This is a genomic window from Streptomyces sp. NPDC107528 (assembly GCF_055639295.1).
This window is the reverse complement of sequence record NZ_JBVKAV010000028.1, coordinates 1-20971: the sequence shown is the minus strand read 5'-3', so window position 1 is coordinate 20971 and position 20971 is coordinate 1. Positions and strand designations below refer to the sequence as shown.

Annotated in this window: 16 protein-coding genes, 1 tRNA gene and 9 pseudogenes; 15 read left to right on the top strand and 11 right to left on the bottom strand. The window is 67.7% G+C overall.

The genetic code is table 11. The features are described 5' to 3' along the window. The first annotated feature begins 34 nt into the window (after positions 1-34). The 4 genes and pseudogenes from ACZ7L5_RS45005 to ACZ7L5_RS44990 all read left to right on the top strand — a co-directional run bounded on the left by ACZ7L5_RS45005 (position 35) and on the right by ACZ7L5_RS44990 (position 3034). Positions 35-1897, top strand: a complete 1863-nt coding sequence (locus ACZ7L5_RS45005) for an asparagine synthase-related protein (RefSeq protein WP_471524903.1) — start codon at positions 35-37, stop codon at positions 1895-1897. Continuing rightward, positions 1878-2135 (top strand): lasso peptide biosynthesis PqqD family chaperone, encoded by a 258-nt coding sequence (locus tag ACZ7L5_RS45000; protein ID WP_471524901.1) that lies wholly within the window; start codon positions 1878-1880, stop codon positions 2133-2135. The genes ACZ7L5_RS45005 and ACZ7L5_RS45000 overlap by 20 nt, the downstream gene beginning before the upstream one ends. Continuing rightward, positions 2132-2562: pseudogene (locus ACZ7L5_RS44995) on the top strand (lasso peptide biosynthesis B2 protein). The gene ACZ7L5_RS45000 and the pseudogene ACZ7L5_RS44995 overlap by 4 nt, the downstream one beginning before the upstream one ends. Positions 2563-2746: 184 nt before the next feature. Beyond that, positions 2747-3034 (top strand): hypothetical protein, encoded by a 288-nt coding sequence (locus ACZ7L5_RS44990; protein WP_471524899.1) that lies wholly within the window; start codon positions 2747-2749, stop codon positions 3032-3034. Here ACZ7L5_RS44990 and ACZ7L5_RS44985 read toward each other — a convergent pair. After that, positions 2959-3465: a LexA family protein gene (locus ACZ7L5_RS44985; RefSeq protein WP_471524921.1), complete on the bottom strand. Its 507-nt coding sequence runs from the start codon at positions 3463-3465 to the stop codon at positions 2959-2961. The two genes, ACZ7L5_RS44990 and ACZ7L5_RS44985, sit on opposite strands and share 76 nt — an antisense overlap. Before the next feature lie 89 nt (positions 3466-3554). Between ACZ7L5_RS44985 and tpg the strand changes: the two genes are divergently transcribed. Further along, complete coding sequence (gene tpg, locus ACZ7L5_RS44980) at positions 3555-4145, top strand: telomere-protecting terminal protein Tpg (RefSeq protein WP_471524897.1); 591 nt, start codon at positions 3555-3557, stop codon at positions 4143-4145. Positions 4146-5076: 931 nt separating this feature from the next. On the opposite strand, the gene ACZ7L5_RS44975 is transcribed toward tpg, so the two are convergent. After that, positions 5077-5931, bottom strand: coding sequence for an NmrA/HSCARG family protein (locus ACZ7L5_RS44975; RefSeq protein ID WP_471524896.1), 855 nt, complete (start codon positions 5929-5931; stop codon positions 5077-5079). Positions 5932-6395: 464 nt separating this feature from the next. Between ACZ7L5_RS44975 and ACZ7L5_RS44970 the strand changes: the two genes are divergently transcribed. After that, on the top strand, positions 6396-7292 hold the full coding sequence (locus ACZ7L5_RS44970) for an RNA polymerase sigma-70 factor (RefSeq protein ID WP_471524919.1): 897 nt from the start codon (positions 6396-6398) through the stop codon (positions 7290-7292). A 125-nt stretch (positions 7293-7417) separates the two neighbouring features. On the opposite strand, the gene ACZ7L5_RS44965 is transcribed toward ACZ7L5_RS44970, so the two are convergent. Further along, complete coding sequence (locus tag ACZ7L5_RS44965; protein WP_471524894.1) at positions 7418-9997, bottom strand: SpoIIE family protein phosphatase; 2580 nt, start codon at positions 9995-9997, stop codon at positions 7418-7420. Positions 9998-10430: 433 nt separating this feature from the next. Between ACZ7L5_RS44965 and ACZ7L5_RS44960 the strand changes: the two are divergent. Beyond that, positions 10431-10640, top strand: a pseudogene (locus ACZ7L5_RS44960) (transposase); the annotation flags it as partial. Positions 10641-10673: 33 nt separating this feature from the next. Here ACZ7L5_RS44960 and ACZ7L5_RS44955 read toward each other — a convergent pair. After that, positions 10674-11027, bottom strand: a pseudogene (locus ACZ7L5_RS44955) (helix-turn-helix domain-containing protein); the annotation flags it as partial. Between the two features lie 76 nt (positions 11028-11103). Here ACZ7L5_RS44955 and ACZ7L5_RS44950 point away from each other — a divergent pair. After that, entirely contained in the window at positions 11104-11586 is a 483-nt protein-coding gene (locus ACZ7L5_RS44950) for a hypothetical protein (protein WP_471524892.1), read from the top strand. 118 nt (positions 11587-11704) lie between these two features. Here the strand turns inward: ACZ7L5_RS44950 and ACZ7L5_RS44945 are convergent. Next, positions 11705-12356: pseudogene (locus ACZ7L5_RS44945) on the bottom strand (transposase family protein); the annotation flags it as partial. Positions 12357-12581: 225 nt separating this feature from the next. Between ACZ7L5_RS44945 and ACZ7L5_RS44940 the strand changes: the two are divergent. The 3 genes from ACZ7L5_RS44940 (at position 12582) to ACZ7L5_RS44930 (ending at position 14362) form a co-directional block, all read left to right on the top strand. Then, positions 12582-12655: transfer RNA gene (locus ACZ7L5_RS44940), tRNA-Met, on the top strand. A 451-nt stretch (positions 12656-13106) separates the two neighbouring features. Continuing rightward, positions 13107-13490, top strand: coding sequence for a VOC family protein (locus tag ACZ7L5_RS44935; protein ID WP_471524890.1), 384 nt, complete (start codon positions 13107-13109; stop codon positions 13488-13490). Then, positions 13487-14362, top strand: coding sequence for a sigma-70 family RNA polymerase sigma factor (locus tag ACZ7L5_RS44930; protein WP_471524888.1), 876 nt, complete (start codon positions 13487-13489; stop codon positions 14360-14362). The genes ACZ7L5_RS44935 and ACZ7L5_RS44930 overlap by 4 nt, the downstream gene beginning before the upstream one ends. Before the next feature lie 521 nt (positions 14363-14883). On the opposite strand, the gene ACZ7L5_RS44925 is transcribed toward ACZ7L5_RS44930, so the two are convergent. The 3 genes and pseudogenes from ACZ7L5_RS44925 to ACZ7L5_RS44915 all read right to left on the bottom strand — a co-directional run. Then, positions 14884-15039 carry a transposase gene (locus ACZ7L5_RS44925; protein WP_471524917.1) on the bottom strand — a complete coding sequence of 52 codons (156 nt, stop codon included), beginning with the start codon at positions 15037-15039 and terminating at the stop codon, positions 14884-14886. After that, positions 15036-15218, bottom strand: a complete 183-nt coding sequence (locus ACZ7L5_RS44920) for a hypothetical protein (RefSeq protein ID WP_471524925.1) — start codon at positions 15216-15218, stop codon at positions 15036-15038. Before ACZ7L5_RS44920 ends, ACZ7L5_RS44925 begins: the two co-directional genes overlap by 4 nt. A gap of 38 nt (positions 15219-15256) precedes the next feature. Continuing rightward, positions 15257-15328 (bottom strand): annotated as a pseudogene (locus ACZ7L5_RS44915) (hypothetical protein); the annotation flags it as partial. Positions 15329-16698: 1370 nt separating this feature from the next. Here ACZ7L5_RS44915 and ACZ7L5_RS44910 point away from each other — a divergent pair. Next, the gene (locus tag ACZ7L5_RS44910) at positions 16699-17670 is read left to right on the top strand and encodes an alpha/beta fold hydrolase (protein ID WP_471524886.1); all 972 of its coding nucleotides are present in this window, start codon (positions 16699-16701) and stop codon (positions 17668-17670) included. Between the two features lie 253 nt (positions 17671-17923). On the opposite strand, the pseudogene ACZ7L5_RS44905 reads toward ACZ7L5_RS44910, so the two are convergent. Together ACZ7L5_RS44905 and ACZ7L5_RS44900 are read right to left on the bottom strand one after the other, a co-directional pair. Further along, positions 17924-18112, bottom strand: a pseudogene (locus ACZ7L5_RS44905) (HNH endonuclease); the annotation flags it as partial. Positions 18113-18380: 268 nt separating this feature from the next. Further along, a pseudogene (locus ACZ7L5_RS44900) lies at positions 18381-18893 on the bottom strand (EF-Tu C-terminal domain-related protein); the annotation flags it as partial. 42 nt (positions 18894-18935) lie between these two features. On the opposite strand from ACZ7L5_RS44900, the pseudogene ACZ7L5_RS44895 reads away from it, so the two are divergent. After that, a pseudogene (locus tag ACZ7L5_RS44895) lies at positions 18936-19514 on the top strand (DUF418 domain-containing protein); the annotation flags it as partial. A gap of 51 nt (positions 19515-19565) precedes the next feature. Continuing rightward, positions 19566-19748: pseudogene (locus tag ACZ7L5_RS44890) on the top strand (methyltransferase domain-containing protein); the annotation flags it as partial. A 508-nt stretch (positions 19749-20256) separates the two neighbouring features. Here ACZ7L5_RS44890 and ACZ7L5_RS44885 read toward each other — a convergent pair. Then, positions 20257-20403, bottom strand: coding sequence for a hypothetical protein (locus ACZ7L5_RS44885; protein WP_471524884.1), 147 nt, complete (start codon positions 20401-20403; stop codon positions 20257-20259). Between the two features lie 29 nt (positions 20404-20432). Between ACZ7L5_RS44885 and ACZ7L5_RS44880 the strand changes: the two genes are divergently transcribed. Continuing rightward, on the top strand, positions 20433-20798 hold the full coding sequence (locus tag ACZ7L5_RS44880) for a hypothetical protein (protein WP_471524882.1): 366 nt from the start codon (positions 20433-20435) through the stop codon (positions 20796-20798). The last annotated feature ends 173 nt before the right edge of the window (positions 20799-20971 follow it).

The window sequence follows — 20971 nt, the reverse complement described above, 5'->3', positions numbered from 1 at the left end:
ACGCTGTCACTCGTCCCCACTCTGGAGATTGCCGATGGGCGTCGCCACGCCGGTCTGCTGGTTCGTTGTCCTTCCCGACCGGGATCTCCCATCCGGTCTCCTCGATCGTCTGCGGAACCTCGTCGGCCCGGCCGTGCTCCAGGTCGTGCCGCATGCTTCCGGCCGTCCGTGGCTGGTCGGCTGCTGGCCGGACGGGGAGCTGTCTGCCTGCGCCGTCGGTGACGTGCGCCTCGCGGTCGCCGGGGCATGTTCCCTGAAGGCCGCCGAACTGGCGGCGCGGGCCCGGCAGATCAGTGACACCGCGCACATCGAGCCGGTGTTTTCGGATGCCCACGGCTGCTTTCACGTCCTCGCGTCCGTCGCGGGGCACACATACGTGCGGGGCAGTTTCTCCGGGCAGCGGCGGGTGTACCGGGCCGAGGCCGGCGGCGCCACGGTCTGCGCCGACCAGGCCCGCGTTCTCGCCCGGCTGGCCGCGGCGGAGCTGGACACCGGGCAGCTGGCGCTGCGGCTCACCGGTGACACCGTTCCGCACCCGCTCGGCTGGGGTGCGCTGTGGCGTGGCGTGCACGCCGTGCTGCCCGGTACCGCCATGGAGCTGGCGCCCGGCGGCGAGACGCGCACCCGGCGCTGGTGGCGGTCGCCGACGGCCGAACTGCCCCTGAGCGAAGCCGCGGCCGGGCTGCGGAAGGCTCTTGAGCAGGCGGTCGCGTTGCGGGTCCGTCCGGACGAGGTGGTGGGCGCGGACCTGTCCGGCGGCATGGACTCGACTTCACTGTGCTTCCTGGCGGCACAGGCGGGTGCCCGGCTGGTCACCATCACGATGGACGCGGGCGCACCCACCAACGAAGACCGTCTCCACGCCACCCGGGCCGCCGGGCATCTGCCCCGCATCGAGCATCTGGTGTTCGAGTCCGCAGATCTGCCCGCCCATTTCAGCGGGCTGGACGAACTCGTGGATCTGGGCGACGAGCCGTCCGCGATCGTGCGTACGCGGGTGGAGCAGCGGTACCTGGCCGAGCAGATGCGGGCGGGCGGGGCCCGGCTGCGGTTGTCCGGCTTCGGCGGGGACCAGGTCATCCAGTCGCAACCCTCGTATGTGCACGGTCTGCTGCGGCGCTCACCCGCGACCGGACTGCGCCACGCGGCCGGTTGGCGAGCGCGACGCCGCCAGCCCCTCGGGGCGATCACCAGGGCGCTGCTCGACCAGGGCTCGTACGCCGCCTGGCTCACCGAGGCCGCCGGACTGCTGCACACGCCTGTGCGTGGAGACGACCTGCGCTGGGGGCTGCGGCCCTATCTTCCGCCCTGGTCGAGCGAGCAGACCGTACAGCTGTGCCGTGAGCGGCTGCTCGGCGCGGCCCGGGACGACACCGAGCCGCTGCACCGTGAACGCGGACGGCACGCCTGGCTCGCCTCCGCGCAGCGTGGTGGCCGGCTCGCCGGCCACCTGGCCCACTGCGGGCAGCTCGACCGGCTGCCGTATCACAGCCCGTTCTGCGATGACGCCGTGATCGCGGCCGCGCTCGCCGCCCGCCCGCACGAGGCCGCCGGCCCCTGGTCCTACAAACCGCTCCTCGCCGCCGCCATGCAGGGTCTGGTACCCGAGACCATCCTGCGCCGCACCACCAAGGACCACTTCGGATACGAATGGCAGAGCGGCCTGCGCCACAACCGACACGCGCTCGCCGCATGGGCCGAGGACTCCCGCCTGGTGGCCGCCGGACTGGCCGACGAGGACGCACTGCGCCGCGCCCTGCTCTCACCCCAACTGCTGATCGGCGGGACCGCGGAATTCGAGACCACGCTGGGAGTGGAGGCGTGGCTGCGCGGACTGGAACACGAGCACACCCCGGACGGCACGAGGGAGATGAACAGTGCACCGACTACGCGCTGATGTCACCGCCTGCGCCACAGGCGACAGCATGGTCCTGCTCGACGAACGCGCCGGACGCTACTGGCAGCTGAACGGCACCGGCGCCCTCGTCGTACAGGCCCTGCTGGACGGCGCCACCCCCGAGCAGGTTGCCGAACGGCTCGCCGCCACCCGCCCGGTCACCCCCGAGCACGCCACCGCCGACGTCACGGCCTTGGTCGCGCACCTCGTGAAAGAGAGGCTGGTGACCGAGTCGTGAGCCAGATCCTGGACACCGACGGCACCCGCCCCGGTCTCGGCACTCGGCTCTCCGTCCACGTCGCCGTCGCCGCCGCCCGGCTCCTCGCCCGCCTGCCACCACGCCGGATCCGTGCTGTACTGGGCCTGGCCCGGCGAGGAGCCAGACCCGCCCGCTATGACGAGGCCCTGCGGGCACGGGGGAAGTAACAGCCGTCAGCACCCTGTGCGCGGGCCGCTACTGCCTCCAACGCTCCCTGGCCACCGCCCTGCTGTGCCGCATGCGAGGCCACTGGCCCACCTGGTGCAGCGGAGTACGCACCGCACCCTTCGGAGCCCACGCCTGGGTCGAGGCCGAGGGCAGACCTGTCGGCGAGCCCGAGGACATCGCCACCTACCGGCCGATGGTTACCGTCCCGGCAGCAGACCGCGACGGCATTAATGACTAGTGCCGCCAGGCAACGTCGCCCCTGTTCGTGACCTCGCCGCGCTGTCGCCGCTGCCCGCCTCGACAACGCGTCCTTTTGTGAGATCAGGCGGCGGGCATGGCGTCGCCCACGAGACCGCGCGAACGATCGCCACCCGGATCAACGGCAGCCCGAAGACTCGGGCCGAGCGCGGGGAGCACACCGCATGAGCGCATCCGGCTCCGAGCCACTGGAAAATCTTCCGGCGGCTCGCGAAAAGATCACTGCCGCCCTGCTCGCGCACGGCTGGGAGCGCATGGACATCGAGGAGGTGCTCGACCTCTACGACAGCGAACTGGCGCGGGGGATCCGCGAAGAGCGCAAAGCCATGGAAGCCGAGAACGCCCCGGCGCACGCCTATCTCTTCGACGGCATGGACTACGCGGCTGGCACCATCGACCCGTACCCGCACAGCGAGGACCAGGCGCGCCCGGACGACGAACCCACCTCGTGAGTGGCAACCCGGACGTGAGAGTGATGGAACGCCGTATGGGTGCACATCATGAGGTTGCGTCCGGCCCCGCACCCGCGCACCGCATTCCCCCTTCCGCCTCGGCTCCGGCCGACGACCAGCCGGGCAGCGCGAACTGAGACGTGAGCAAGCGATCGCAGCTTGATCATCGAGTCATCGACGACCTTCAGGCCGAACAGCGTGCCGTCGCCGCACAGTTGCTGGGGACCCCCTCGCCGGTCAGTTCTGAGGGACGCGCCATTGGTAGCGGTGCGTGCAATGAAGGGGATGCACAGGGCGGTGGAGGAAGCGCGTGCGACAGAGGTCGTGCCGGATAGGCCGACTGCCTGGCCGATCTCCCGAATCGACGGCGGGTAGCTGCGCCGCTGCACCGAATCCCTGATGACCGTCCAGCCGTCCCGGTCAGAACGCATGCCGTCACCCCTCCGTGATCGCTCGCCGTCGTCCTTCCCCATCAGCCCCCGGCTCATCTGTCCACAAGTGATCCGTGATCTCTGGAGGCATGAGCGATCACGAGCAGCAAAAGCCGGCCCCGCGCCGCAACAAGGTCCTGGCCGCCCTCGTGCGGGCGGAGCGCAAGGTGTTCACCGGGCCCGCGCCGAAATCCGCGAAGGCTCAGGTGAAATTCCTTCTCACGCGGGTGAAGGGGTCGATCAAGGCTCTGGCGGAGAGCCTGGGCGTCTCGCGCCAGACGGTGGAGCGCCACCGCGCCGGGAAGCTGACCGCCCCGCAGAAGCGCCTCAGGGCCGCCCTTTTGGAGGAGACCGAATCCGAGTGGCAACCGCAGGTCAGGGTGCAGGCGCGCGAACAGGCGTCTACCTCCAGCGGGATGATGGTGGAGGTGACGGCGTACTTCGGATTCACCTGCTCGGGCAGCTCCGAGGGCGGCCGGATACGTACCATCACCACCCCGATCTGGCCCACCTACGCGAGGCAGATCATGGAGCTCCAGGAGGCCGGAGCGACGGAGGAAGACTTGCATCCGATCGTCACGGAGGCCATCACGGAGTCGTACATCACGACATGGGGAACCCGCGCCGATGGCCTGCGCGCGGATTTCACGCACGTCCAGTCCATGGATTTCATGCCCTGACGCGGTCGAATTCCGGGCTGCTATAAAACAATCCGGCGGTCGTCCTACAGCGCTCTGGCGGCGACCCGCTTCCGAATCCGCACCATGAATGCCAGACCCAAGACGACCAGGATATGGCCGCCCGGCGAAAGCCGCACGCTCGTGCCCGGTTCGCCCGTGTCGGCGCCGCTGTGCGTGGGTTCGCCCGGTTCAGCAACGAGAGACGGACCCTCGATGATCAAGGTTGTCGAAAGTCGATTGGGTGAAGATCCGCTAGGGTTTGACGGGTTGGGACTCGGCAACTGTTCCGCAGCATACGGGGTGGGGGAGATGTGGCTGAAGACCGGGCAGGGGGAGATGTGGCTGAAGACCCAGAGCGTCGACAGAGGTCCGAACGGGCATCGGCCATCGGATGTGTGATGGGGTTCGCAATTCTGGTGGCAGCGGTCGCATGGACGATGATCTTTGGTCGCTAGCGTGTGTTCGGTGAACTCGCCTTGCTCTAAACCTGGTGCCGGGTGGCCCTCTCGCCCCACCCGTGGCATTCCCCAAGCCAGGGGCGATGCGTTCTCAGGCTGTGAGTCGGAGCATGGCTGTCGCGTGCTGGGGGCGTGACCGGTGGTGATCGGCTGCGGCGGCGATGTTGGTCCAGCCCGCTTGGCGCATGAGTCCGATTGCGAGATTGTGCAGGGTGGCCATGGCGCGGGGTGCGGTGCCGGTGCGTATGCTCGAGGCGTCCTCGCCGAGGGTCACGTCTCAACAATCAATGGCCGACAACACCAGTCCTTCGCCATCACTCCAGCTCACACGCGAAACGAAACGGGGAGGCCAGGGCACGACGAACGCCGGTTGCGCCGTCGGGAACGACGCAACCGGCTGAAGGGAGCGGGCGCCGGCCCCGTCCGGGCCGAGCTCGCTGATCGAAGTCGAAGAGTGTCGCCGACTCCCGGGCTCAGACCGCGGAGCTGAACGCGCTTCGTGTCCAGTCGGCGAAGCTGGTCCAGGCGATTTCCGGATGGGCCGCATGCAGCGCCGGGACGTCGACGGTGTAACCAGGTCCGTCGAGGAAGGCCCACACCGCGCGCACGTCGGAAATGTCGACCCGCGCCAGCGGAACGTACTCGTGCCGGACCTCCTTTCCGAGCGTGGCACTCAGCGTGGCTGCCATCTGTGCGGGAGTGTTCACATCGCTTGCCAGGTCAATCCGCTGTCCCGCATATGGGGTGGGGTTGAGCAACACCGTGGCCGCAAACGCTCCATGGTCGGTGCGGGCGAGCTGCTTCAGCGGCCTGTCCGAGTGGAGCGGCATGTCCAGCACACCGCTGAGGATGCGTTGCGCGCTGCCGAGGTTGACCATGTCCAAGAAAGACGTCGGTCCGAGGATCGTGTAAGGCACATCGCCGGAGACCAGTTGGGATTCGATACGCGCCTTGCTTTCGAAAATCGGTACGCCGGTCCCCTTGTCGGCGTTCGCCAACGAACTGAACACCAAATGGGGCACCCGCTGTTCGTCCGCGGCAGCCAGAATTGCCTGCCCCTGGGCCACCTCGGCCTCCACGCCGTCGACAAAAGGAGTGGTGTACGCGAATACCCCGGCCACCCCTTCCATCGCCGCGGCCATGGAAGCCCGATCAGTCAGGGAACCCGCCACGACCTGCACGCCCCGGTCGGCCAGTCGGCGCGCGGCCTCATCCTGGGGATTCTGCACCAGTGCCCGTACCCCGGCCCCGCGGTCCAACAATGCGTCAGTCACCGCGCTGCCCTGTCCACCGGTCGCGGCAAGCACCAGCATAGGATTGTCAATCATTTCGGAACTCCTTCGGTTCGGGTACTAGATAGAGACCGGGCAGACGGTGGATTTGTGACACGCGGCAGGGGCGTGCGTTGCTCCGAGGACACGACGAACGAAGAACCCGTCCTTGTCATCTGGGTCGTATCACACAACGAGGCCGTCATCGTTGAGCATCGTCGTAAGGAGAAAAGGCGCTTCGAGTCGCGCTCGTCCCCGGTCGATCTGGCCGATGGCCGCAAAGGGCCGGGTACACCGTTCTTTTGCGGCACCTGCCAGTGCCTTCAGAGCTCCGCTCGAAGCGTTGGCCGGCGTCGACGATCACGTGGTCCTGTCGGTGTTGAGAGTCGAGCGGCCGCGTCGGGCTGCTTCGCCGCGAAAGTGCTGCATGAGGGCCGTTTGAAGCAGCGGGGGGCCGGCCACCCCGCGCGCGTCCTGGTGTGACGGCTTGTAGCATGGTGATCAAGAAGTGGAGGACATTTATGCGCGCCGGGGATGACACGGGCTCCCTTGATCAGGCAACGAGGGAGTTCATGGCAACGCGTCCTCAGCTCTTCGGCATCGCGTACCGCGTGCTCGGTAGTGCCGTGGATGCCGAGGACATCGTCCAGGAGGCATGGCTGCGGTGGCAGAACACCAACCACGCCGACATCGACGAGCCGGCAGCGTTCCTCGCGACGGTCACCTCCCGTCTGGCGATCAACCTGACCCAGTCCGCCAGGATGCGGCGTGAGTCGTACGTCGGGCCCTGGCTTCCCGAGCCGGTCAACACAAGCGTGGACCCGCAGGTAGGTGCGGAACGGGCAGAGGCACTCGACATGGCGGTTCTCTTCCTCCTGGAGAAGCTGAACCCCGTGGAACGGGCTGCCTACGTTCTCAGGGAAGCCTTCGACTACCCGTACAAGCGGATCGCGGACATCCTGGAGACGAGCGAAGCCAATACGCGTCAGCTGGTGAGCCGGGCCCGGAAGCGTCTGTCAGCGGAACGCCGGGAGCCGGTCAGCTCTGACGACCATCGGCGGCTACTGGAGGTGTTCCTCGCCGCGGCACAGACAGGCAGTCTGTCCATGCTCGAGGAGGTTCTCACTGAGGACGTGGTCAACTACTCCGACGGCGGAGGGGCCCGCGGGATTTCCAAGATTCCGGTCGTCGGGCGTCTGCACGTTTCCAAGTTCCTTGCCGCCTGGGGCCCACGTTTCTGGCCTCAGGCAGACGTTCGCTGGGTCGAGGCCAACGGCAGGGCGGCCGTCCTTGTCTCTTCTGACGGATGGCCGACGGTCTTGCTGAACGCCGATGTATCGGCACGAGGCATCGAACGCCTCATGTGGGTCGCGAATCCGGCCAAGCTAGCTCCTTACCTGGCTTCGCTGAGCAACTGAGGCAGCCTTCGCCGACTGGGCACCCGGGTGCCCCGAAGCGGGCTGGCACAGGTCCGGATGTTCTGGGCTGCCCGCGCTTTCGGCATCGTCTCCCAGCACAACGAGACGTCGCCTCCGCGGGCAGGTCACGCGGCGGGGAGCCAAGCGGACGGGCCGGCCGAGGACGGAGGCGTGGATCCGTGGCTGTTGGAGGGCGGCGACGAGGAGGGGTGGTCCGGTTTCTTCGGTACGGGCTGCCCGACTGCGGCCTGTGCGGGTGAGGACGCGGTGGGCAGGTCCACTTCGGCCCAGACGGTCTTGCCGCCCGGTATCGACCGGGATCCCCAGCGACGGGACAGCTGGGACACCAGGATGAGGCCGCGGCCGTTCTCGTCGGTGGCGCGAGGGCTGCGCGGACGTGGAAAGCATGCTTCGGAATCGGATACTTCGCAGCTCAGGGCCTGGTGCCGGATCAGACGCAGGCAGACGGGCGACGAGCTGTGGCGGACGGCATTGGTGACCAGTTCGCTGACGATCAGCTGCGTGGAGTCCTGGAGGCTTTCCAAGCCCCATTCGGACAGCTGAGAGGCGGCAAGATGCCGAGCGAGGGGGACAGTTGTGCGGTCCTTCGCGAGAGTGAAGGACGCGACGTGATCCGGGCTGAGCGAGCGCGTGCGGACGAGGAGCAGCGTGGCGTCGTCGCACGGCGCCTGACTCGGGGAGTTCTCCATCGCGCTGGTGCACAGATCTCCCAAGGACCGCCCCGGTTGTGAGAGAGCGGTGCCCAGTCGGCGCATTCCCTCGTCGATGTCGTGGTCGCGGGTCTCGACCAGGCCGTCGGTGTACAGGGCGAGGAGACTTCCCTCGGCCAGCTCCACTTCCACCGCCTCGAACGGCACTCCGGCCCCGATGCCCAGTGGTGTGCCAGTCGGAAGGGCGGGGAAGGTCACTCGGCCCTGCGGGTCGACGATCGCGGGCGGCGGGTGCCCGGCCCCGGCCATCATGCACTTCCGGGTGCCCGGGTCGTAGACCGCGTACAGACACGTGGCTCCCACCGCCGTGGGGGCCTCCTCCGGGGCCTCGCCGTGCTCCTCCGCCAGCCGCTGGACCGTGTCATCGAGACGGGTCAGCAGTTCGTCAGGGGGCAGTTCCATATCGGCGAGTGTGTGGACCGCGGTGCGGAGCCTGCCCATCGTCGCGGCGGCGTTGAGGCCGTGCCCGACCACGTCACCGACGACGAGGGCCACCCGGGCGCCGGACAGCGGGATCACATCGAACCAGTCGCCCCCGACGCCGAGGTCGATGTCGGCGGGCAGGTAGCGCGATGCCGCCTCGACTGCCGTGCCGCCCCTCAGACTGTGCGGGAGCAGGTTTCGCTGGAGGGCGAGGGCTGTGGTCTGCTCACGTGCGTACTGACGGGCGTTGTCCAACGACTGCGCGGCGCGGCCGACGAGTTCCTCGGCCAGGAGCAGATCGACCTCCTGGAAGGGCGCCGAGTCCTGGGTGCGGGCGAACACCACCGTGCCCAGCAGGGTGCGCCGGGCGCGGATGGGGACGATCATCAGCGAGTGGGTGCCGGTGCTGCGGACCTTCTGGGCCAGTGGCGGATCCTGGTCGATCCACGTGCCGGGTGCAATGTCCACGATCGGCTCCAGGTGGGACCTCCCCGTGCCGACGATGTCGGTGAGGGGCGAGGCGGGCGGCAAGCGGATCGGCTCACCGCGCAACCACGGACATTCTGTCGCGCCCTGGTGGATCGAGGACAGACCGGCACGTCGGAGGGAGGGAAGACGCTCTCCGGTCGTGCCGAAGCGGACCGGCGGCCCCTCGCCGAGCGCAACCGACTGCTCCAGGTCCACGGCGACAATGTCGGCGAACAGGGGCACGGCGAGGTCCGCCAGGTCCTGTCCGGTCTGCATCACGTCCAGGCTCCTACCGAGACGGGTGCCGGCCTGGCTGAGGACGGCAAGGCGATCCCGGGCGCTCCGGCTCTCGGTGACATCGACGCTGATGGTGCACAGGCCCATCGCTTGCCCGTCGGCGCCCTGCAGGCGAAAGCACGAAGCTTGCATCGTGTGCCCCCGGCTCGGACCCGTCGCCGACCAGGCTCGGTACTCGTGGACCTTGGTGGCGCCGCTGGCCAGTACCTGCCACATCACCGCTTCGAACGCTTTGGTCTTGGCATCGGACCGCGCATCGGTGAGCCGGCGCCCGAAGCGCCGCTCTGGCGGAATGCCGTCGAGGCTCTCCACCGCGTCGTTCGTCCAGGTGCACCGCAGCCGCAGGTCACGAACGACGATGCCGATCGGTGCGCGAGCGAGAAGCGCCCTTTGCTCCTCGCCGTCCGCCACTGTCCCGGGCCCCGCGGCGGCGCTCATGGACAGGAGCCACCGGCGCGATCCGTCCTGCCCTCGCAGCGCCGAGACGCGCGCGACGGTGTCGAGTATCCGCCGACTTCGGTGGCGCAGCGCCTTCGTGCCGGACCAGTCGTTCCGGCCACGGTCCTGCTCTACGAATGCGGAGATCGTCGGAGTTTTCTCGAGGAATGGCAGTACAACCTCGGCGGAACGGCCGACCATGTCCCCGGCGGAGTATCCGACCACCCGCTCCGCAGCCTGGGTCCAGGCGATCACCGTCCCCTCGTCGTCGAGCATCGCGATCGGCGACTCGGATATCACATGCGTGTTCGGCTGGTCACTGAGTGCGATGTCGGCGGTGCTGGTCATGACGACCTGGTCTCCTCATTCGATGGAGAGATGGCGGAATGGGCTTGAGGTCGAGGCGCGAGAGGAGGCCGTATGGCCCGTTTTGCACCCTCTTTTCCATTGACCAGATAACGCCTGGATCTGTGACAGGCCAGGTGTCGCGGACGAGCGCAGAGCTCACTGCGGTGACCGCGCACCACGCGATCCCACCGCCGCCAGTACGACGACGGCCGGGCGACCCGTTCGCCACATGTATCAGCACGACTCCCGCTGGCCGACCCGGGCAAGCCGCGACCACCGACCACGCGGGTGACCGGCGGAAGAATCTGCCTCCTGAGGTAATCATCCTCTGCGGTTGTATGGCACCCAGGTACCGCACCTGCGGCTAGCTCAGTCGGGTGGCCCGCTCCGCCACCCTTAGGCGTCGTTCTATGGCGAGATCGTTCGTTGAACCGTGTATGACGGATCTCGTTGTGCGGCTGTACCGGATGAGTTGTGGGTGCTGTTCAGGCGAGTGGTGCCGCAGACGGTGGTGATACGTCCGCAGGGCGGTGGCCGTCGGCGGGCGGGTGACCGGGAGGCTCTGGCGGCGATCATCTTTGTGGCGACGTCGGGCTGTACCTGGCGGCGGCTGTGCCAGTGTTCGGCCCGGCTCGGCCCGGCTCGGCCCACGGTCTACCGCCGGTTCGCCCAGTGGAGTCGGGACCGGGTCTGGGCCAGGCTCTACCGCGTGATCCTCGACGAACTCGGAGCGCGAGGCGAGCTGGACTGGTCCCGGTGCGTGATCGACTCGGTCAGCCTGCCGGCCGCAAAAGGCCGACTTGGATATCCCGAACAACAGAGCAAGCTGTCGCATCGTCAAGTGCGTGCGCCAGTACGCCGCCACCAACAGGACACGGTCCTCCAGCGACAGGCTCCAGGGCCGGCCGCGCTGCTGATCCGAGGCTTGCTCGCGTCGCACCGAGGCAACCAACTTGCCGAAGCAGCGCGAGCTCGGTCCGGTGAACGGCGCTATCCAGGACGGCACCGACGTCGTGATCACACCAGCCACCACATGATCGTTTCAGTCGGTGAGAAGCAACCATCGCCCCGTGCCTGCTCCGCCTGAGCCGGTCCAGAATGCCGCCATGGCCGACGAAGAGCACAACGAGGCAGATGCATGCTCCTTCCTGTCATGCGCCACCGAGGTGGCGCGGCTGATGGATCTTGAGTATGCGGCCGACGTCCCGGAAGCACGCCGCGCACGGCACCTGGCCCATGCGGTGCGCAAGCCACTGCTCGAACGCGCCCACCTGCCCGAGGAGTTCTTCGCCCCGTTGCTGGCCGCAGCCGTTTACGACCCGGACCCCAGTTTCTGCCTCTGGTTCGTCGAACCCGCGGTCTACGCCTTCGGGCGCCGCCGGGTTATGACCGCACTGCTCGATTATCTACGGACTGGCACGGACGCGGAGCAAGCAGGCGCCAAGCGGGCCTGGTACTGCGCCCATGTACCGCTACGAGCAGACCGGTCCCCGGCCTACGCACCCGGTGAATGCCGCGATCCCGCCCTGGACGAGTCCCGCGATGTGATGGACGAGTGGCGAGAAACCCTTCAGAGATCAGCCATGTGAGACGGTGCCGTCGCAGTGGGACTGTTGCTCACTCTGCCCACTTACGGGACAGAACTTTAAGGGTGTTGCACAAGGCTGGGTCCGGGGCAGGTCAGAGCTTGTGAGCGCAGTCTTCCGGTCATGATGCGAGGGCGAGGTTGTGCATGTGGGCAACGGCCTGGACCGCGTGATGGAGGCCGGCGCCGCGCTGTCGGCAGTCGCGGAGGATCTTGTAGTTCTTCATCCGGCCGATCACATGCTCCACCCCTGCACGGACCTTGCGGTGGGCGGCGTTATCGTCCTCCTCGCCCGGCAGCAGGGGCCGGTGAGGGCGTTTGCAGTGCGGCACGACCATCCTGCAATTGAGGCAGGCACTGTCGCCCAGGAGGGTCACGCCCTGGCAGTGCTCGGCCAAGCCGGAGGCTCGCCAGGCGTGCGCGTCCGCGGGGGTGCCCGGCATGGGGTGGGCGGCGGCGATCACAAGGCGGGTGTCGGCATCGACGATGACCTGCTCGTTCGCCGAGAACCGGTAGTCGCGTGACGATGAGCCGACGTTTCGGTCGCGGACGGGGACCAGGGTGCCGTCCACGATCCACAGCCGGTCCGCGGCATCGGCCGTGCTCGAGACGGGCTCGATCGCCAGCAGCGGACCAAGCCGCTGGATGACCCGGCAGACCGTTCGCGGAAGATACGCCAAACCGCGGGCTCGGCTGCCGCATCGTCTGGTTCGTGCGGTAGTACACGGCAGCGGTCAGCACCCGCTCGGCAAGCGGCAGCGACCACGGCCGGCCCGCAAGGTGCCGTTGCTGGACTGCTCAGTTGGAGTCGGTGTTCGCTCGGGTGGCGGGAAGGTTCGCTCGGGCGGATCTGTGGTGGCGGATGCGGTACTACGTTCGTGGTCTGCTGGATGACCTGCACCTTCACGGAGCCATGGTCAGCGACGAGAGCTGCATCATCTCCGCGACAAAATTTGATTCGGCCCAACCCGATCAATGCCGTACAGTTCATCGTACCGACGCGGGGTGGAGCAGCTCGGTAGCTCGCTGGGCTCATAACCCAGAGGTCGCAGGTTCAAATCCTGTCCCCGCTACTCACACGTGAAGGCCCGGTATCCACCGGGCCTTCACTGCGTCTGCGCCCGGGCGAACCCGATTCGGAATGCCGCGGACAATCTCGCCCTTTGTGACCGCACCCGTCTCTCCGAATGCGACTGTTCGTCGTCGAAGACCGCTCCCGGCCTGCCCCTCAACGTCTCACCGGCACTTGGTAGTACCTGCTCCTCGCCGGACCTGGTGCTGGAAGGAACTACGAGTGGGTCCGCATCACCGGCCCTCGTATCTCCCTCCTCGCCCATCCGCGATCTGCGGCCATTGCAGGCCTGGCCTGCGAGTTGGCGCAAGCGGGTCGCTTCACCTGGTCCGAGCCTGCGCCCGGTAACCGCTCGGGCGGATCGGTTCTGTTACCTTCTCCTGTCGGCATTCGTCATAGGTGTGACGACCGGATACGAACGGTCGTCTACCAACGATTGAATCGAGAATCGGATGCTGACCAACATCATGTACGTGACGGTCTACGTCACTGATCAGGACCGCGCGCTGGAGTTCTACACCGAGGGACTCGGCCTGGAGAAGCGGCTCGACTTCCCGGGGCCCGACGGACGTTTCCTCACCGTCGGCGTCGCCGACAGCCCGGTGCAGATCATCCTGTGGTCGCACGCGGCGGCCGCGGGACAGCCGGGTGGCGCGGGCGCGCCTGGTCCGCTCATCCTCGAATCCGAGGACCTGCGAAGGGATTTCGAGATCATGCGCCGGCGCGGCGTCACCTTCGAAGAGTCCGAACCGGTGGACTATCCGTTCGGGGTCCGCGTCGAGGCGGTGGACCCGGATGGCAACCGGATCTCGCTCCGTCAGCAGCTCAAGCCGTGACCGCTCACCCGTCCGGCCTCTTGGCCGAGGCGTTCGAAGCCCAGCGCGATCGGCTGCGCGCCGTCGCGTACCGCGTGCTGGGCTCGCACGTCGACGCCGAGGACGCGGTCCAGGAAGCCTGGATGCGCCTCGCCCGCCAGGACGCGGCGACCATCGACAACCTGGCTGGTTGGTTGACCACCGTGGTCGGCCGGATCAGCTTCGACCTCCTGAGATCCCGCCACGCCCACCCCGAAACCGTCTACGGGCAGGAGTCGGCGGACCTCGTGGTGACGCCCGCCGACGACCCCGCGCCCGACGAGCAGGTACTGCTGGCCGATTCGGTCGGCCTCGCCCTGCTCGTCGTGCTCGACTCGCTCACTCCGAGCGAACGCCTGGCTTTCGTCCTGCATGACATGTTCGCGGTCCCGTTCCAAGAAATCGGCCAGATTCTGGGTAAATCGGCCGACGCCTCCAAAATGGTCGCCAGTCGCGCCCGCCGCAAGGTCCAAGCCAGGGACCGGCCGGCGGGCCCCGGCCGCGAACACCGGGAGGTCGTCCAGGCATTCCAAGCCGCCGCCGTCAGCGGCGACTTCGAGGCACTCCTGCGCGTCCTCGACCCGAACGTGAAGCTGACCGTCGACACCCCCGACGGAGTGGTCGTCACCCTCGGCGCCACCAAGGTCGCCGCTGGCGCCCGCATGTTCTCCGGCGAGGTTGCCCGCCACCGACCCGTGCTACTCAACGGCACCCCCGGCCACATGTCCTGGCGTCCCGACGGAACCCCCCTCTCTGTCATCGCCTTCACTGTCATCGAAGGCCGGGTCACCGGCATCCACATCATCGTCGACCCGGTCAAGCTCGCGTCGATCCATCTGCCCGCCCCGGCCTGAGCCGCTGTCGTGCCGTACTGGCGGCCAGTCGAGGGCCTGAGACGACGGTGGGGTTGTCCCGAGCCGCGCGGCCAGCGCTTCGAAGACGGTGCGGTCCGGCGTAACCGTGGGCGGGCTCATCACGCTGAGGATTCCGCCCTGCCCGTGAGATTCTTGAACGTCACTCTCAACTCCGCGGTGTTCCGCTCCAGCGGCCGAGACCTGACACTTCTTCGGCAGATCGTGTACCTCGGCCGGGATCGCCGAGGCGGAAAGGGAGGGCTGGCTCGGCGAGATTGAAGGGCTCCCCGTCAGCCTGGCCAGCGCCGAGTCCAAGATCAGCCAGATCGATACCGCGTCCCCCGGCGGACTGGTAAACCTCGGCCTGCCCGGTCTGCGGAAGGAACAATGACATGTGACCGAGTAGGACATAGCGGAGTTTGCCAAGGCCCTTGATGTTCGGGGCGCCCTTGCGGGAGATGACCGGCAGGATCCGCCGCATGCGCAGCTCACACCGGTTGGGATTGGAGTCGTAGCCCTTGTCACCCAGAAGTGACTCGGGGCGGCGCCGCGGACGGCCCGGGCCGTCCGGCCACGGGCGGAATGCCGTCGACGAGAGCGAGGGCCTGGGTGACGTCGTTGACATTGGCGGCGGTGGTGATGACCTTGAGCGGGGTGCCGCGCCCGTCGCAGATCAGATGGTGTCTGCTGCCTGCCTTCCCCCGGTCGACCGGCGACGGACCAGTGTCAGCTCCCCCTTTTTCGCGCGGATGTGGGAGCCGTCCACGCACGCACGGGACCAGTCGAGTTCGCCGGCCGCGTTCGGTTCGGCGAGCAGGATGCGGTGCAGCCGGTCGAGGACCCTGCCTGCTGCCACCTCTCCAGACGCCGCCAGCAGGTCTGCCCGGAGCCGAACCTCAAGTCCAGGGGCAGCAGTTGCCAGGCTATGTCGTTGTGGAGGACGTACAGGATGCCCTGCAGACACACCGGTCCGCCACGGGGCGCGGCCCCGGCGACCGCTCCGGCCAGGGCGGCAGCAGTCGATCAGCATCCACAGGTCGTCATCCACGATCCATGGCCGAGTACTCACACCCTCCCGAACGGCGAATCGTCACATCGGTCACGCCCGACCAGGCCACTTCAACAAGATCGTGTTACGAGCTCTTAGCAACCGGAATCCATTGCGGATTTTATGGTGGATTTATTGTCGGAATTTCAGTCGCCCTCTCGCCCTCTCGTTCTCTCGCTTGCCCTGGGGGCCGGGACAAGCCTCGCAGGTTATCCCTGGCTTTCAACTGAGGTGGTCTCCCGCCCGATTCTTCGAGGGGCTGGCGGGCCGGATTCTTGCCGGTTTCACACTAGGGCTTGTGGGCCTAGTGGACAGTATCGGGACATGGCTGCGCTACGGGGCATTTGCTAGCCTGGTGCTGGGGGTCCCCCTAGGGTTCGTGTCCGGGCTTACTCCCGTGACCCCGGATCCGTCGTCGGCTGTAGGGCCAGCATCTTTGCTGTCATTCGACCGCCGCATAACGATGCTCAAATTCGGGATCACCCTGGTGTCTCTCTTCGGAATAGTGATCGCTATCGGAGCATCCGGAGTAGCGTATGGGGTTAGCTTCGGGCTGTTGATAGGGCTGGCTTTCGCGTTTGAGGAGTCAGCCTCACTGCAATTCGAGTTGGCTCGTATTTATTTCGCGACACGTGGCGAATTGCCCTACCGGCTGATGGCTTTCCTTAAAGGTGCCCATGAGCGGCGCGGCGTGCTGCGACATTCGGGTGCGGTATACCACTTCAGGCACGTCGAGTTGCAACGGCATCTCGCCGAGTAGCTGCCAGTGCCTGGCATTTGATCGTGGATGATGAACTCCGAGTGTCGATCCGCCCCTGAATACATACCCAGATGGAGCTACGCCCTGAGGCGGACAGCAAGACGAGCGAGGCGCGGTGTCGGGCGTTGGCGACCGTGGCATGACCCTCGGCACCGGTCGTACTCCACTGCCTTGGTTCAGAGAAGTGACCAATCCAAAGCTGATCACTCCGGACCATATCGATCGGGGCATGGCTGACCACCGCAACGGCCCCGAGCAACTCCAGCCTACGAATGCGACGGGCGCCGCGCATGCGCGTTGGGTCAGCCGCCGAACCGGGTTACTTCGGCGGGGGAGAGGTCCGAGCGGGTGCGGTGCCAGCGTGCGGGGTAGTGCCATCGGCCGGCGCTGTCCCGGGCGCTCCGGACGTGCGTCATTGGCCGCCCCCCCCGCTGACGTCATCTTCACTCGGCCAGCCCATCACGTCGCGCCGCACGGGTGAGGTGAAGGCAGTGTCGTCAGCAGTCATCCCCCGGAGAAAGAGTGGATATGAACGACATACGGCGCGCCACCGTCAGGCGGGCACTGCCCTTGGCCGCCCTCCTCCCCGCCGTCACCCTGATGGTTGCTGTCCCGTCCATGGCGTCCGAGAGCGGTGGCAGCGACAAGCTTGGCGAGAACGCCAAGCCGACCGTCGTGCTGGTGCACGGTGCCTTCGCGGACGCCTCGGGCTGGAGCAAGGTCGTCCAGAGCCTGCAGGCCCAGGGATATCCGGTGATCGCCACTGCCAACCCGCTTCGCAGCCTTTCCGGCGACTCCGACTACCTCGCCACACTGCTCAAGACGATCAAGGGTCCCATCGTTCTCGCCGCCCACTCCTACGGCGGCGCTGTCATCACCAACGCAGCGGCCGGCAACCCGAACGTCAAGTCCCTCGTCTACATCGCCGGATTCGCGCCGGACAAGGGCGAGAACACCGTGGAATTGTCGGCCAAGTTCCCGGGCAGCAGATTGACGGACGACCCCCAAGCTCCCGTCCCCACCGCTCTGAACGCTGTTCCGCTCGGCGGCGGTCCGAACGATGTCGATCTCTACATCAAGCCGGAAAAGTTCAGCGACGTCTTCCTGAGCGACCGCGTCGGCGGGAGCCGGGCCGCTGTACTGGCCGCCTCACAGCGACCGCTGGCCGCCCGCACCGGGAGCGAACCGACGAAGGCCGTAGCGTGGAAGTCGATTCCCTCGTGGTACCTGGTTGCCACCGACGACCGCACGATCGGTACCGACAACCTGCGCTTCATGGCCAAGCGGGCCGGCTCTACCACCGTCGAGGTCGACGCCCCGCACAATGTGATGGAGACCAACTCCGCCGAGGTCACCGACCTGATCCTGCAGGCAGCGCACGGCTCCCGACCCAGCCTCGCCCAGACCGGCACTGGCAAGCAGGGCACAATCCTCGGGAGCGTGGCGGTATTGGCAATCGCCGGGGGCGTGTTCCTGGTCGTCCGGTCGCGCCGCGTCTGACACAGACGCCGCCACACATCGCGTGCCGAAGCTCACCGGGGTCCACGTCCCCACGCGGGACCCTCACTCGGCAGCGGCCGTATTTCAGCGGGTCAGCGCATTCCGGGGTTTGGCCAACCCGCACGCACACCTTGGCCCGTGCAGGCCGTGGCTGCCATCCAGTCGTCCTCCTTCGCGCCCAAGCGCCCGGGGCTGGATGGCAAGGCGCAGCTCCGCCGCCCGCGCGATGCGGACGACGGAGCCGGCGCCACGCTCAGAGGGCAGGTTCGTACGTCACGGTCTGCTCGGGGCAGCCTGAGGCCGCGTCTTCCAGGGCGGCCAGTTCGAGGTCGTCGACGGTCAGGTCCCAGCGGAGTTTGGTGCCGACCCATTCGGCGAGATATCGGCAGTGGACGTCGGTGGCGGGTGGCAGCCATTGGGCGGGATCCTGGTCGGTACGCGCGGCGGGCCATGCGCTGTGCTGGGATCACGGCGGTCCCCGGGACGCCGTCGAGGGGCTGGGAGAGGTCGAGGAGTCGGCGGTGGACGGCGGGCACGGCGGTGACGCGCAGGGTGTAGCCCTGGCCGCGCCGTACGACCGCGCCCTGGTCGAGCGCGGCGCGCTCGGCGGGCTCCAGTTCGGTGGCGCGGGGGAAGTGTTGCGCTGACCGCTTGAGCTCTCCGTGGCGCCAACAGCTACTCAAGGATCTGGACCACGGTCCCGGTGCCAACGGTCTTTCGCCCTCGCGGATGTCGAAGCGCGGGCCTTCCTCGATTGCGCCGAACGCGTTGAGGGTGACCTCCGTCTCGGCGGTCTCACCGGGGCTGACCGAGTCGACACCCTCGGGCAGATCCATCTCGCCCGAGACGTCGATGGTGCGGAAGTAGAACTGGGGCCGGTAGCCCGTCATTACAGGTTTGGTCCGTCCCCCCTTCTGCGTGCTCAGGAAGTGCACCTCGGCCGTGAAATGGAAGTGCGGCTTGATGGAGCCGGGCACGGCCACGACCTGCCCCCGCATGACCTTGTCGCGCTCGATGCAGTGCAGTAACAGGCTGCAGTCGTCGCCGGCCTGTGCTTCATCGACCAGCTTCCTGTGCACGTCGATGCCGGCGCACGTCGTGCTCATGGTTTCCCGCAGGCCGACGATCTCCAGGCGGTGCTGTGTACGCACGACGCCGCGCTCGATCCGCCCGGTGACCGCGATGCCCTTCCCGGAGACCGCGAAGATGTCCTTGATGGCCATCAGGAACGGCTGGCCGACCGCAGAGGGGGCGGCAGAGGGGCGGCCGGCATGGCGCTGGGCCGCCTCGACCTGTCGTCCGGCACCGTCCAGCGGCGTCTGGCCGCGCTCGGTGCCGCCCTCACTGTGACCGGGTACGGCATGTCCTTGCTGCTCGCCGGCCCCGGCGCGTTGAGGAGCCTCGTGGAAGGCGGGCCGTCATCCTCTGGCTCCGGGTGGATACCCGTCGACGGCGGGTCGCTTGCCGATATGCCGGCGTCGATGCTCCTGACGGCCGGGCCGCACAGCGGTACCACGTTCGACATCATCGGCAGCGTCGGCGTCGCGATCCTCGTGATCGTGGGCGCGACGGCGGCGATGGACCGCCTGCCCCGATCGCGCCGCTTGGCGAAACCGGATATCGCTGTGGGCACCGTGTCCCTGACCGCCTACGTCGGCCACTTCATCGCACAGTCCGTACTGCCCATGCCTGGGGGGACCGGCACCCAGCAGTCCTGGGTGCCGGTGCTCATGTACATCCTCGGGGCGATCGTGTTCGCCGCGGCATGGTCCCGCTTCTTCCGACGCGGCCCCCTGGAGCACCTGCTCAACGTCGCCACCAAACCGGCGAAGTACATCCGATGACACCCGGCCGGGGTGGGACACCTCCATACTCCACCCCGGCCTGGACCACTCATGGGCGACGAGGTCCTCGAACTTGCCCTGGCCAACGCGGCGAAGGCAGGCGCGACGAACGTGGAGTTCCTCAAGGACACCATCGAGGCCCTCCCCGCTGCCCGCGGACACGATCGACGTGGGATCGCCAACTGCGTCATCAGCCTGTCCGTCGACAAGCCCGCAGTCTTCGCCGAGACTTTTGGTTTCTAGGCCCGATTGCCCAGCACGCACGGCGGGCCGGAGACCTCGCCCGTTCGGGGGGATTCGGCGGCTCGTGTCTTCGGCCGGTGCGCTCGCGCCGGTTAGCGTCCTGCCCGGTTAGGGCGTACTGCCGATCACCGCCCGCTTCCGGAGCCACGCCGCCGGACGCGAGGGGGCAAGGTCCTGCGGGGCCCGCTCTGTTCCGTTCTGCGTTCCGTCGTGTCCACGGCAGTCGTACGAGAAGGTGCCGGGGGCGTGGCCCGGCTCGGCAGGGGACATGCCGGAGAACCAGTCCACCGCCGGGCGGAGCGCTCGCAGGGCGAGCCGGAGCAAGGAGAAGTACACCGAAGCCCTGCGCCGCGCGGGGACCGGCGATGCGCCGCACGCACCTCATGTCCTGCGGTTCCTGGCTGAGAGCTCGGGGAACCTCCACTACCTGGTCGGCGGGATCGCGGCGGCCTGGGGCACACAGCGGACAGCGGGTCCTGCTTCTCGAGGAAGCCGAGGACTACTGGCGCTGGAGCATGAGCGGCGTGGGTCGCAGGCGGAGCCGCCGCAGGAAGGAGATCGAGCCGGCCACTCCGCCGGAGCCGAGGACCAGCACGCTGTGGGCCTCGGCGGACGGCCCCGGCCTCCTGACACGCGACACCTGCATGTGGGAGGTCCGCCACCCATCGCGGGAGAGTGACCGCGGCTTGCCCCGCACCGAACCGCAGCCAGCTCACGGCGGCGGTGGCCGACGCCCTCGACGCCTACGACGCCTACGACGTGATCGTTCTCCTGCCGAAGTACTGGTTCTACCCCGACCGGGAGAGCGTGACAGCGCACGTGGTTCTTGGGGAGATCGACATCTTCCCGCACACCGGCTGCAGGACCGCGCTCCCCGGCCCCAGGGGCGAAGAGAAGGGTGTCTTGCTGAGCCCCGAGCAGAGCGCGGCGGTTCTACGCGAGCGCTGTCTGGACTTCCTCTTCGGATCTCCTCATCCGCCCATCCATCTGGACGGGGTGATCTGGCAGTCGAACGGGGCTACCTGTCTGAGCACCAGCTGATCGAGTACATCGAAACCGAACCCCGTCGCCGTCGCCATCACACCTCAGGGCGTCAGCTGTGCCCTGGCAGGAGGAAGCGTGCAGGACCACGTCAACCGGCAGTGCCCCGGCACCACTTACAGCAACGTCCTGCCGAACGCGCAGGGCGTCATCATCGGCGAGCAGCGAAACGT